Origin of the sequence: Methanohalophilus mahii DSM 5219, assembly GCF_000025865.1 — an archaeon.
Lineage (GTDB): Archaea > Halobacteriota > Methanosarcinia > Methanosarcinales > Methanosarcinaceae > Methanohalophilus > Methanohalophilus mahii.
This window is the reverse complement of sequence record NC_014002.1, coordinates 765,222-778,108: the sequence shown is the minus strand read 5'-3', so window position 1 is coordinate 778,108 and position 12,887 is coordinate 765,222. Positions and strand designations below refer to the sequence as shown.

General features: G+C 41.8%; 8 protein-coding genes and 3 tRNA genes. 6 read left to right on the top strand and 5 right to left on the bottom strand.

Features of this window, described 5'->3' with window-relative positions; genetic code table 11:
• The first annotated feature begins 86 nt into the window (after positions 1–86).
• From MMAH_RS03805 to MMAH_RS03795, 3 genes are all read left to right on the top strand, one after another.
• Positions 87–1,694 carry a CHAD domain-containing protein gene (locus MMAH_RS03805; RefSeq protein ID WP_013037217.1) on the top strand — a complete coding sequence of 536 codons (1,608 nt, stop codon included), beginning with the start codon at positions 87–89 and terminating at the stop codon, positions 1,692–1,694.
• Positions 1,695–1,772: 78 nt separating this feature from the next.
• Positions 1,773–3,872 (top strand): polyphosphate kinase 1, encoded by a 2,100-nt coding sequence (ppk1, locus tag MMAH_RS03800; protein WP_342626792.1) that lies wholly within the window; start codon positions 1,773–1,775, stop codon positions 3,870–3,872.
• The gene (locus MMAH_RS03795) at positions 3,869–4,756 is read left to right on the top strand and encodes a Ppx/GppA phosphatase family protein (RefSeq protein WP_013037215.1); all 888 of its coding nucleotides are present in this window, start codon (positions 3,869–3,871) and stop codon (positions 4,754–4,756) included. The genes ppk1 and MMAH_RS03795 overlap by 4 nt, the downstream gene beginning before the upstream one ends.
• Here MMAH_RS03795 and pap read toward each other — a convergent pair whose 3' ends face one another.
• Positions 4,757–6,256 (bottom strand): polyphosphate:AMP phosphotransferase, encoded by a 1,500-nt coding sequence (pap, locus tag MMAH_RS03790; RefSeq protein WP_157198688.1) that lies wholly within the window; start codon positions 6,254–6,256, stop codon positions 4,757–4,759.
• A 57-nt stretch (positions 6,257–6,313) separates the two neighbouring features.
• Between pap and MMAH_RS03785 the strand changes: the two genes are divergently transcribed.
• From MMAH_RS03785 to MMAH_RS03775, 3 genes are all read left to right on the top strand, one after another.
• Positions 6,314–6,772, top strand: coding sequence for a DNA polymerase ligase N-terminal domain-containing protein (locus MMAH_RS03785; protein ID WP_013037213.1), 459 nt, complete (start codon positions 6,314–6,316; stop codon positions 6,770–6,772).
• A 128-nt stretch (positions 6,773–6,900) separates the two neighbouring features.
• Positions 6,901–8,826 carry a hydantoinase/oxoprolinase family protein gene (locus MMAH_RS03780; protein ID WP_013037212.1) on the top strand — a complete coding sequence of 642 codons (1,926 nt, stop codon included), beginning with the start codon at positions 6,901–6,903 and terminating at the stop codon, positions 8,824–8,826.
• Between the two features lie 77 nt (positions 8,827–8,903).
• Complete coding sequence (locus tag MMAH_RS03775) at positions 8,904–11,711, top strand: DEAD/DEAH box helicase (protein WP_245526248.1); 2,808 nt, start codon at positions 8,904–8,906, stop codon at positions 11,709–11,711.
• A gap of 21 nt (positions 11,712–11,732) precedes the next feature.
• Here the strand turns inward: MMAH_RS03775 and MMAH_RS03770 are convergent, their stop codons facing one another.
• From MMAH_RS03770 to MMAH_RS03755, 4 genes are all read right to left on the bottom strand, one after another.
• The gene (locus MMAH_RS03770) at positions 11,733–12,188 is read right to left on the bottom strand and encodes a cupredoxin domain-containing protein (RefSeq protein ID WP_013037210.1); all 456 of its coding nucleotides are present in this window, start codon (positions 12,186–12,188) and stop codon (positions 11,733–11,735) included.
• A gap of 224 nt (positions 12,189–12,412) precedes the next feature.
• A tRNA-Gly gene (locus MMAH_RS03765) sits at positions 12,413–12,484 on the bottom strand.
• An 11-nt stretch (positions 12,485–12,495) separates the two neighbouring features.
• Positions 12,496–12,572, bottom strand: a tRNA-Phe gene (locus MMAH_RS03760).
• Positions 12,573–12,629: 57 nt separating this feature from the next.
• A tRNA-Val gene (locus MMAH_RS03755) sits at positions 12,630–12,703 on the bottom strand.
• Positions 12,704–12,887: the final 184 nt, after the last annotated feature.

The following is a 12,887-nucleotide window of genomic DNA, read 5'->3' as shown; positions in this document are numbered from 1 at the left end:
AAGGCCATGAAGTCTAGACATTCATCTGAAAATAGTTCTGTCCACGATGGGAAGGGCTTAAAATTATTAATTATATATAGGGCATCATGGGCTCGGGCAAATCTTTGATAATTGGTCTTTTTGCAGTAATAGCAGGCGCAACACTGGGAATCGGGGGCGCCGTGGCTCTTATACTGATGGAATTGAATCGTTATTCTCCGGCAGGGGAGATCCTTGTGACCATGGGCGCATTTGCAACGGGGCTCGCACTCATAATGATGGGATTGAATCTTTTAATAAAACAGGAGATCGGTCATACCCTGATAAGTTCCATCCTATATGCAATCATTATAGGCGGATTTATTTATCTCTATCCTGAAAAATGGATATATCCGAACGTGTCCTATATCGCACTGGGATATCTCGCCACCACACTCTTTCTTGTAACAAGGATATTCAAAGAAATGCTTACTCATCTTTTAGAGATCAAGCAACATAAATTGAAAAACAACTCTAAGAATAATTCATTTTTCATTGCCCTTGCCCAGCTTATAATGATGGAACTTACAGGTAATCAAGAGGAAGAAGACCAGAGCGAGATTGGGGGAGAACACATGATAAATCAAGATGAAGAAGAACTAAAAATTACAGAGGAGCTGAAAGAAAAACAAGTAGAAATAGCTCCTGAAGAAGAAAAAGACGATAATATAAAGTCAAAAAATAAGAATGAAATCCAAACCGATGACACCATGGCTGAAGCCGCCCGGAAGATCTTCCAGAAACATTTCAAGAAAATGCAAAAGCATGAAATGGGAACAAAGGTTGGAAGGGACATAGAAGAGTTACATGACATGCGTGTGGCTGCCATGCGTATCAAAGCCGGTTTCGAAGTCCTCAATCCCTACCTTGACATGAAAGAACTTGGCGGATTCCTAAAAGGAATAAAACGCACCCGAAAAGCACTCGGCAATGTTAGGGACATGGATGTATTCCTTGAACGTATCGACCACTATTGCAATGAGTTGCCAGAAGAACGTAAAGGGGAACTCGATTTCCTGAAAGATAACATCGAGATAGAAAGGGCCAAAGAAAGAGGAAATATGCTGGAGTACCTGGATGGCAAACGGTACAACAGGTTCAAGAAAAAATTTGAGGAAGCCCTGGGGAAAAATAAGTACTGGAAAATGGAAAATGAAAACAATAAAGGGATTCCCCGCCCTACCAGTGTAAGAGAAGTATTTCCCACCCTTGTTTATGGTCAATATGCAAATGTACTGGCCTATGAAGACAGAGTAGGACCGGACTCCCATGAAGCACCTCTGGAAGTACTGCACAGATTGCGCATAGACGTGAAAATCCTGCGTTATACATTTGAATTCTTCCAGGAAGTACTGGGAGACGAAGCCAAACCGACAATAAAGCGGCTGAAAAGTCTCCAGGATAATTTGGGAGATATGCACGATGCAGCCGTTGCTATAGAGTTACTGAACGGGTTCAAGGAAAGTGGACACTGGGGAGATAAAAGTACCTTTCAGGAGGAAGAAAAAACCAATCCTGTTGACGGTCATATCGATGCATTCATCCATTACAAGGAAGAAGAAATTAAAAAACTGCGGGATGAATTCCCTGCTGAATGGGAAAGTATTACCGGACCGGAGTTTGGCAAGATGTTTGCTGAGTCAATTGCAGGGATGTATTCAAAAAAATCTGAGTGATATTTTTAATAGTAATATATAGAATACATACAAAATTAATATATATTCTCCGACCACTAAAATGCCACAAGTAGATACATCCAGAATCGTATACAATGGGATACCATGAAAAAAGAATCACTTAAATATATCAATCGGGAAATTAGCTGGCTATCCTTTAATGAAAGAGTATTGCAAGAAGCTGCCGACACCCGTGTACCCCTGATGGAGAGGCTGAAGTTTCTGGGCATTTTCTCATCAAATCTTGACGAATTTTTCAGTGTACGCGTGGGAACAATCAGAAGAATGATTGACGCCGACATTAAAGGAAAAGTGATGTTCGGGGGATCTCCCAGAGAGGTATTGCAAAAAATACAGAGTACAGTTCTTGCTTTGCAAAATGATTTTGATGATGTATTTAAGGAAATTAGTAAGGAACTTGAGGTAAATAAAATATACATACTTAATGAAAAAAACCTCAAGGATTACCATAAAGAATACATTTCAGAATACTTCGAGCAAAAGGTACACTCTTCGCTTGTTCCCTTAATGCTGGATGAAAACAAAAAGTTCCCCTACCTGAAAAATCATGTAATATATCTTGCAATTCACATGTACAGGGAGGAGGACCCTGCAGATTATAAATATGCCTTAATAGAGGTCCCTGCTGATATTTTATCCAGATATATCAGCCTGCCTTCAAAAGATGATAAGAAATATGTTATAATCCTGGATGATATCATAAGGTTTGGCCTGAAAGATATTTTTGCAATATTTAATTATGACAGGATCGATGCCTATACAATAAAACTCACAAGGGATGCTGAACTCGATTTTGAGGAAGATGTAACAAAAAGTTTCTTTGAAAAAGTGATGAAGAGTCTGGAAGAAAGAAAACGTGGACTACCTGTGAGGTTTGTATATGACAGGGAAATTCCCGAACACTTGCTTAACTTTATCCTCAGGAAAAGCAAAATGAATAATTTTGAGAACCTGATTCCCGGAAGTCGCTACCATAACGCCAGAGATTTCATGGGTTTCCCGCGCATGGGAATGAAAGAACTTGAATACCAGAATTCACCTCCATTGTCACACCCCTCCATAGAGGCACATACAAGCATCTTAAAAGCAATCAAAAAAAAAGATATTCTTCTCCACTATCCATACCAGTCTTTTGACTATATGATAGACCTGCTCAGGGAAGCGGCTATTGACCCGATGGTCACCTCGATTAAAATTACCCTGTACAGGGTTGCAAAGAACTCAAAAGTAATCAATGCGCTGACAAACGCCATCAAAAACGGCAAAAATGTAACAGTGGTAATGGAATTACAGGCCAGGTTCGATGAAAAAGCCAATATTTACTGGACACAACTGCTGGAAGATGCCGGAGCTATCTTAATTGACGGTGTCCCGGGGTTGAAGGTCCATGCCAAACTCTGCCAGATAGAACGCAAAGAAGGGGATGAATCTGTTTTTTATAGTGCCGTGGCAACCGGTAATTTCAATGAATCAACCGCTAGATTGTACAGTGACCACTGCCTCTTTACATTTAACAGCCAGATAAATGAAGAAATTAGTAACTTATTTGAATTTTTTGAACATAACTACAAAGTTTATGATTACCAGCATTTGCTTGTAGCTCCCCACCAGCTTAGAAAGAAGTATCTGAACCTGATTCAAAAGGAAACAGAAAACGCATCCATGGGAAAAGAGGCGTTCATCTGTGCAAAAATGAATAGCCTTGTGGACAAGGAAATGATAGATGCGCTTTATGAAGCAAACAATGCAGGCGTTAAGATCGATTTGATAATCAGAGGTATCTGCTCCCTTGTGCCCGGTGTTGAAGGACAGAGTGAAAACATCAATGTCATTAGTATTGTAGATAAATATCTTGAACATTCAAGGATTTTTATATTCTGCAATGAAGGGGACACTAAATACTACATCTCATCTGCTGACTGGATGGTACGCAATCTTAACAAACGGGTAGAAGTTGCTATACCCATATATGATCCGAATATACAGAAAGAACTCCGGGACTTTATGAAAATACAGTTCAACGACAGGAAAAAAGCAAGGATCATCAATGAGAAACAGGATAATCCTTACCTGATAAGTGTTGATGATAAAGAAATCAGATGCCAGGACGAAATATATGAATATCTGGCCAGAAAGACAGGGCAGGCTAATGAATGAAATTTGCTGCTATTGACGTAGGGTCCAATGCTATCAGACTCCTGTTTTCACGAGTGGAGGACGAAACAGGCCAGCCTTATTTTGAAAAGGTGTCCTTACTCAGGATACCCCTGAGGCTGGGAGATGATGCATTCATAAACAAGAAGATATCCGAAGAAAAAGCCGACAAACTTGTAGAATTAATGCAGGCTTTCAGGCACCTCATAAATGTCTACCAGCCCATAGAATACATGGCGTATGCAACATCAGCAATGCGCGAGTCTAAAAATCACAAAAAAATAGTAAACAGGATCAAAAAAGAATGTGATATCGACCTGCAGGTCATTGAAGGAAAAAAGGAAGCAAAAATAATTTATTCCAATCACATAGAAAAAATGCTGGACAGGAATGGGTCCTACCTATACATAGATGTAGGCGGCGGAAGTACCGAAATTACTTTTTTCAAGGGAAAACATGCGATCAGGTCCCGCTCTTTTAATATTGGAACAATCCGCATAAAAGAAGGGTTGGTGCCAAAGAGGAACTGGAAGAGAATGAAAAAATGGATAAAAGACACTCTTGAAGGGGAAGAAGAAGTTTGTGCAATCGGTACAGGGGGAAATATAAACAAGTTATTCAAACATGCCGGGAAAAAGGAAGGCAAACCCCTGAAATATAAAAAACTTAAAAGAACGGCAAACTACCTGGGCAAGTTTACTGTTGAAGAGCGCATAATCAAATTCAATATGAAACCGGACCGGGCTGACGTAATCATACCGGCGTCAAAGGTTTACCTATCAGCTATGAAGTGGGGAAATATCAATAAAATCTATGTCCCAAATATTGGTCTTGCTGATGGCATGGTTCATGTAATGTACAAAAAACACAAAGAAAAATTTGTCTGATCAATTTTTTAGTTTTTCTTCGATTGCTTCCGTGACGGTTTTCATGGCTTTTATACGGGCATACTTTTTATCGTTAGCTTCCACAATTGTCCAGGGGGCATAAGTAGTGCTTGTCTTTTCAAGCATCTCATCTACAGCTTCACGATAGGCATCCCAATTTTCCCGGTTTCGCCAATCCTCCTGAGTGATTTTCCATTGTTTATGTGGAGTTGCACTTCTTTTCTGGAACCTTTCGAACTGGGTATCCTGATCTATATGCAACCAGAATTTGACGACTACAGCATTCCAGTCGGTAAGCATAGCTTCAAATTCATTAATCTCCCGATAAGCACGTTTCCACTCGTTTTCCGTGCATAGCTGTTCTACCCTCTCTACCATGACCCTGCCATACCAGCTACGGTCAAAAATAGCAATTCTGCCGGCAGGTGGAATTTCCTTTAAGAACCTCCAGAGATAATGACGTGAGATTTCATAATCGTTGGGAGCGCCGATAGGAATTACCGAATAGAGACGTGGATTGAGCCGGTGAGCAAGCCTTCGGATATTACCCCCTTTACCTGATGCATCCCAGCCTTCATAAATAATAACTACAGGAATCTGGCGCTTCAGCAATTCATATTGCAAATGCCTCAAACGTTCCTGGTAGTCTTTTTTCTTCTTTTTATATTCTTTTTTATCGATAGTTTTTTCCATATCGGTGCGTGCCAGTATAGAAGTTTTAAGGGATGGTATTCCCGGTAAATCCTCTTTAGGAAAGAGATCCACAGTAGTTTCAGTCACAGATTTGTGATCTACCTCTTTGAGTTTATCTTCCATGGCACTTATAAAAGCCGTCATTATCTTGACAGTGGCAAAATTCCTGTTATTTGCTTCTACAATTGTCCATGGAGCCCTGAAAGAGTCCGTGTTTTCCAGAATTTTTTCTACAGTGTAAAGATAGGTTTCGTACTCATTTGCATAATCCACCTCATCTTCACCCACGATAAAAAGATCCCCATTATTCTTTTCCAGTTCCTTAAATCGTTGTTGCTGTTTTTCCTTGCTTATGTGCAGGAAGAACTTGATTATAAGGTAACCATCGTCTGCAAGTTGCCTCTCAAAACTCCTGATTCCCTGCAGGCATCTTTCAAGTCCTTTTCCATTGTTTTTTTCAATATGTTCTATAATCGCTCGCCTGTACCAGCTGCGATCGAAGATTGCCACCTGGCCTCGGGCAGGAACTTTGGTCCAGAAGCGCCACAAAAGGGGTCGGAGTTTTTCCTCATCTGTGGGACTGGTAGCTGTATGGAAACGGAAGCCCCTGGGGTCCATGGGAAGAATGAAGCGGTTTATTATATCACTCATACCCGAAGCATGCCAGCCTTCAAAAACAACAATTATGGGCAGCTGCATTTTCCAGCTTTTGCGCTGTAATTCCCCCATTTTGATCTCAAGTTTATCGACTAAATCCTTGTACTCCCCATCATCTATTCTTTTTGAGAGATCAACTTTTTCCAGCATTGAAAGCCCCATATAATTGCAATATCCTATTATAGCTCTTTACTCATATTTTTATTTATGCTAGAAGAATACAGGAAAAAAAGAGATTTTGACAGGACATCTGAACCTGAAGCCAAAGGAACTTCCAGATCTGGTGAGCCTATTTTTGTAATACAGAAACATGACGCCAGCAACCTTCATTACGATCTCAGGCTAGAGATGAATGGCGTACTGAAAAGCTGGGCAGTTCCCAAACAACCTCCAAAAAAAGCCGGAATCAAGAGACTTGCCATACAGACAGAAGATCACCCAATGGAATATGCCGATTTTGAGGGAGAGATACCTGAAGGACAATACGGAGCCGGCAAAGTTGAAATATGGGACAGGGGAAACTATGAAGCAATAAAGATTGAAGAAAAGGAAATTATCGTCACACTAAAAGGGAAGCAATTGACCGGTGACTATGTTCTTGTTAAAACAAAGTATGGCAACAACGATAAGGGCTGGTTATTTTTCAAGAAGAAAGTAGAAAACTGAATCCAGACACCCATAAGAATAATCATTGAAATACACCCATCCCGGATATAAAAAAAGCATCGACCCCTGAATTCAAATGTAAAAGCATTTATACCTACCGGAAAATCTCCTATTGGAGTGAAAGGAAAATGCAATACAGCCTGGGAATTGATGCTGGCGGGACATACACGGATGCAGTTCTTATCCGCAACCGTGATGGCAAAGTCGTAGACAGCGCTAAATCCCTTACTACCTATCCGAACCTCATTATAGGCATACATAATGTCCTGGGATTGCTGAACAGGGAATATATGGAAAACATAAACCTAGTGTCCGTATCCACAACACTTTCCACAAATACCCTCCTGGAAAAAACCGGCGCATCCGCCTCCCTAATCCTGATCGGTGACCATCCCCTGGAAAGAGAACTTGCTGCAGAGAATTATATATTCATAGCCGGAGGACACGACCAAAATGGTGAAGAGTCGACACCTCTGGACCTGAATAAAGTGGAAGAATATATAAAAGAAGTACAGGACAATGTTTCGGTATTCGCAGTTTCTGCCTATTTTGGAACCCGTAACCCGGAACATGAACTTAAAGTAAAAGACAAAATCCTCGAACTTACAGGCAAACCAGTTGTATGCGGCCATGAGCTCTCGCAGGAGCTTGGAGCCTATGAAAGAGCTGTCACTGCCCTTCTCAATGCCCAGCTTATTCCTGTTACTACAAAATTCATCCGGTCAGTCATCCATGAAATCGAAAAACTCGGAATACAGGAAAAAATGCTGATGTTGCGTTGTGATGGGTCTGTGGTCAATATTGAAGATGCCCTGCATCGGCCAATTGAAACTATTTTTTCCGGCCCAGCAGCAAGTCTTGTGGGTGCTTCTTACCTGGCAGACCTGAACACCTGTGCCGTTATGGACGTTGGAGGCACAAGCACGGATGTTTCTGCTATCTACAAAGGATTACCGGAATTAAAAGCAGAGGGAGCCACAGTTGGTGGCTGGAAGACAAGGGTCAAAGCAATCGACATGGAAACTTCTGCTATGGGAGGAGATAGTCACATATGGGTTACCAAAAAGAGAGTAAATATCGGACCCAGAAGAGTAATACCCCTATGCGTGGCTGCTACACATCACCCACAACTCATGGAAATCCTTAACGAACAGGCACCTACTTTCCGCGTAATGGAAAATGAAAATTTTCAGCCAACCCGTTTTTTTATGAAGAGCCAACCGGACAACCAATATATTGATCCACAAGAGAAAGAAATACTGGACCTACTGGATGAACAGCCTGTTCCCATACAAACTATTTCTCATCAATTAAATGGAATGCCGTCTGCAAATGTATTGGATTCCCTGATACAGAAAAGACTTGTCCAGGTAATCGGGTTCACTCCGACAGATGCCCTGCATGTACTGGGAGATTATACAGAGTGGAACGTGGAAGCTTCTGAAAAAGGGGCAGAGATGCTTTCAAAACTTCTCAGGAAGAATAAGGTGGAGTTTTGTGAAAATATCAAGGAAATGTTTGCAAAAAATATGTCAAGGGAACTTATTCGCTTCCTTCTGCCGGATGTTGAAGAAAAAGTGATCATGGACATACTTAACGGCAAATATCCGGCACGTTTGAATCTGGACATTCCTGTGGTCCTGGTCGGGGGACCTGTTAAGGCTTACGTGGATGAAATACAAAAAATATTGATCGCAGACATAAAGGTACCTGAAAGTTTCGAAGTTGGTAATGCGGTAGGAGCACTTATGGGAAAAGGGATCAAACGCGTGGATATCATGATCAGACCGCATTCCCTGCAACGGCCTGAAGAGGATTTTCTTGTTTTTGCACCCGGACAAAGAAAGCAATTCAAAAAATATGTGGACGCCCTGGATTTTGCAAGAAAGACCGGAGAAGATATCGTAAAAGGATACATGAACAAATGCCGTATAGATTCTGACAGGGTGAAAATCACATTTGAAAAGAAAACCGTGATCCCGGACGGCTGGCATCATCCACCAATGGAAACACGCCTGATAGTAATGGGAGTGGGAACCCCAAACATCGGATAAACATAAGAATAAACAATCCTCTATATCCCTCTCAACCAGCTTGCTGTCCGGATATACATATTTATTCAGGGGCATGCATGGAAGAGGGGCAAACAATGGATATCGAAAAAATACTTTCCAAAATAACATCATCCAGGGGCTACGAAGGACAAATCGTACACAGTGAATCCATAAAAGTAAGACATGGAAAGTATGATAATGTTAATATCAAACCATTGCTCAGGTTTGCCCTGCATGAAAGAGGAATTAAAAAGCTATATTCCCATCAGGCAGAAGCCATTGAAAAGATCAGAAGTGGTAAAGACATTGTACTGGCAACCAGTACGGCCAGCGGGAAATCCCTGGCGTATACAATACCTGTTTTTGAAGAAATAATGGACCATCCTGACTCCACTGTCCTTTACATATCACCCTTAAATGCCCTTGCCAATGATCAGCATTCAAATTTTGTGAAATTGAGGGATGTACTGGGAGAAAATATTGACATTGCCCGTTTTGTGGGATCGTCCTCAAAAGAAGAGAGATGGCAAGTAAAAGCCGATGCAAATATAATTTTTACCAATCCCGAAATGCTGCATATGAGTGTACTGGGCTGGAAACAGCAGTGGTACAGGGTATTATCCAACCTGAAATACATAATCCTCGATGAAAGTCATTATTACACCGGAGTCACCGGCAGCAACATGGCAAATCTTTTGCGCCGACTGCAGAGAATATGTGAACACTACGGATCCAGTCCCCAATACATATGCTGCAGTGCCACCATCGGGAATCCCGGGAAACATGCATCCGACCTGACTGGAAAAAAAGTGGAGGTCATTGAAAGGGATGGTTCAGGCAGGGGAGCACAGAAGTTTGTATTCTGGAACCCTCCGGCATACTATAACAAAAAGGGTTATTTCCTGCGCAAAAGCAGTTTTGCAGACTCAAACCGGTTGTTTACCACGTTAATACAGGAAGGATTACAAACTATTCTTTTCACCCGTTCCCGCCAGAAAATGGAGAGAATGTACCTCCAATCAAAAAATGAACTGCAAAACCGGGGTTTGAAAGAAAGTATAGCTCCTTATCGAGGCGGATATAGTCCAGAAGACAGGATTCTCATAGAAAAACAATTGAAGAATGGCACCCTTAAAGGTGTCCTTTCAACAAACGCCCTGGAACTCGGCATTGATATCGGAGGCCTTGACGGTTGCATCCTTGATGGGTTTCCCGGCACTATAATGAGTACCCTACAGCAGGCCGGAAGGGCCGGCAGAGGAGATAACGAAAGCATGGTGGTACTTGTGGCCGGCCAGGATGCCCTGGACCAGTATTACATGCGCAATCCAGAGAAATTTTTTGCAAAATCTTGCGAGGACGCTGTTATCAATCCTGAAAATACCTACATCCAAACAGGACATATCCTGTGTGCGGCAAAAGAATTACCCCTGCAACAAGAGGATAAGAAGTATTTCGGCAGTGGAATGCAGGATGTCGTTGACATCCTGAAGGAAGAAAAATTGCTTGCAGAAAATGAAAAGGGTACAATCTGCATTGATAGCCATCCTCATGGACAGGTGAACATAAGGGGAGCGGGAAAGAATGGATATTCCCTTATAGATACCACAGGTGGCAAGAGAAAAATTATTGAAAAAGACCTGGAACGCTCAATGGCTTTCAGGGAAGCATTTGAAGGAGCTATCTACATCCATATGGGAAATCCCTATGTTGTGCAAAAAATGAACCACAGCAAGAAAGAGATCCTTGTTGAGAAAGGTAAAGCTGATTATTATACCAAACCAATGGTTGCCTCTGAGATTTTCCTGAGGGAAAAATACGAGGAAAAGAAACCCGGAAAACTGGATGATATCACCGTCGGTTTGGGAAGGGTCGAAGTTGTCGAGCAGGTGACTGGTTTCCGTAGAATAAGGCACGGATCGAATGAGGAGATGGGCAGAAAGGAGATAGAAATGCCCCCATCATCCCTTGAAACCGAAAGTCTGTGGATAGACCTGCCTGCAGGCTATGAGGAAATGGTGAATAAACAGAAGCGGGATTTTGCGGGCGGTCTGCATGCAATTGAACATGCAATGATAGCAATGTATCCGGTGCATCTTCTTGCAGACCGCAATGATGTAGGAGGAGTGTCCACACCATCGCATGGAGACCTGGAGGGAAGAAGCGGGATATTCATCTATGATGGTCATGAAGGAGGGGTTGGTTTTGCAGAGAACGGTTTTGATAAGATTGAAGAAATGCTTGATGTTACATTAAAAGCAATCAAAGGATGCCCCTGTGAAGAGGGATGTCCTGCATGCATACAGTCCCCGAAATGTGGCAATAATAATGAACCACTGGATAAGCATGCGGCTATAATGATAATGCATGAAATACTTGGATTGGAGAAATACATCCCACCTGCAAAGAGGCAAAGAAAAACCGTCTCGAAATCACAGGGCAAACTTTCGACAAATAATACAAGCAACAAAGATGCATTAAACCGCGCCCGAAGCAAATTACGGAATAAGAAAAAAGCAAGTGCTGAAGAACTGATAATACAGGGCCAGGAATGTAGGACAGACCACAAAAAGGCCTATGAATTGTTCAGTAAGGCTCTGGAAATGGAACCTTCCAACAAGAATGCCCTTTTCAATAAAGGAGTGGCCTGCATACAGCTTGGCAAATATCCTCAGGCAAACAGATGTTTTGATACCCTTGTGCAGCAAGGCATGAAAAAACCGATAATATGGGAAATGAAGGGACGGGCTTTTCATGGAATGCACAATTACGGGATGGCCATGCAGATGTACAAACAGGCACTTGGATTGCACCCGAAAAATAAAGATGATGTAAAGCGGCTTCAAGAGTTGCTTGGAAAAGCGCGCAAGGGTGCAATTGGCTGATTATGATGGAGATATTAAACATTATTTTACTGTGACTTTAAGTGTCATTTCAGGGACATCTTCCACACCGAAGGTGTAGGTGCCTTTTTCTTTAAAAGTGTAGACATAAACGTCTTTGGAACTTATTTCCTGCTTCCCAAAGAGGTTATCTTCGCTTACAAGTACATAGGTACCCTGTGGTTTGTAGTTTCTCCAGGCTATAGTATCCCCGATTTCTAATTCTATTTCAGAAGGCTTCATTACACCATAGTATTCCATTCTTACACCATGATGGTCGCCATCATCGACTATTTCAGTAACCTCCGATGAATCATTTCCTGCAGGCGTTTCTTCTTCTGACCCCTCTGGACTTGAGGAATTATCCGAATTGCCAGCACAACCGCTAGCAACTACCAAAGAGATTACCATTAATGCAAACAGTATCAACCAATTATATTTCATATCTACAACCTTTTTACCATCTGGTCCTTTACACATATAAAATCTAGATCTTTAACCTTTATATTTTTTATGAGAAAGGAATCGTCCTGAAGTAGATTTTTGCCCTTGTATGGGTGACTTAATAGCAAATCCCGTTGTACAAATTCAAAGAAAACAAAAAGTATACTAAAAGACATTACAGCAGAAAATAAAATTACATAAGAAATTTTAAAGGATAATATTACAGACCGAATTTACAGATAAAAATAACAAAATCGTTATACATCAGCCGGGATTCGAACCCGGGTTCGAGCGTTGGCAACGCCCGGTGATAACCACTACACTACTGATGTTCATACTGAATTGGTGCCCAGACCCGGACTCGAACCGGGGACAACTGCCTCTTCAGGGCAGCGCTCTCCCAAACTGAGCTACCTGGGCATTGGGAGCACCACATAAATGTGGTTTCTTTATTTAAACATATCGCAATTTCGAAAGTGGGCCCGCTGAGATTCGAACTCAGGATCCCCGCCATGTCAAGGCGATGTCATAACCGGCTAGACCACGGGCCCGTTTTGTTTATCAGACATCTACAAAAACGCAGACGCCCTGTACTTCAGGGCCGCCCTGAAGCACTCTCCCTATACAGATTTAACCTATATATATTTTGTTGCTTGCCCCAGAGATCTATATAAAGCCGACAGCATTGTCAGGCCATAAAATCCGGGAAAGTAAAATGAATAATGATTAAGAATC

Coding starts and splice junctions, on each gene's coding strand:
- MMAH_RS03805 (WP_013037217.1), top strand. CDS start 87: ATGGGCTCGGGCAAATCTTTGATAATTGGTCTTTTTGCAGTAATAGCA.
- MMAH_RS03795 (WP_013037215.1), top strand. CDS start 3,869: ATGAAATTTGCTGCTATTGACGTAGGGTCCAATGCTATCAGACTCCTG.
- pap (WP_157198688.1), bottom strand. CDS start 6,256: ATGCTGGAAAAAGTTGATCTCTCAAAAAGAATAGATGATGGGGAGTAC.
- MMAH_RS03785 (WP_013037213.1), top strand. CDS start 6,314: ATGCTAGAAGAATACAGGAAAAAAAGAGATTTTGACAGGACATCTGAA.
- MMAH_RS03780 (WP_013037212.1), top strand. CDS start 6,901: ATGCAATACAGCCTGGGAATTGATGCTGGCGGGACATACACGGATGCA.
- MMAH_RS03775 (WP_245526248.1), top strand. CDS start 8,904: ATGGAAGAGGGGCAAACAATGGATATCGAAAAAATACTTTCCAAAATA.
- MMAH_RS03770 (WP_013037210.1), bottom strand. CDS start 12,188: ATGTGTAAAGGACCAGATGGTAAAAAGGTTGTAGATATGAAATATAAT.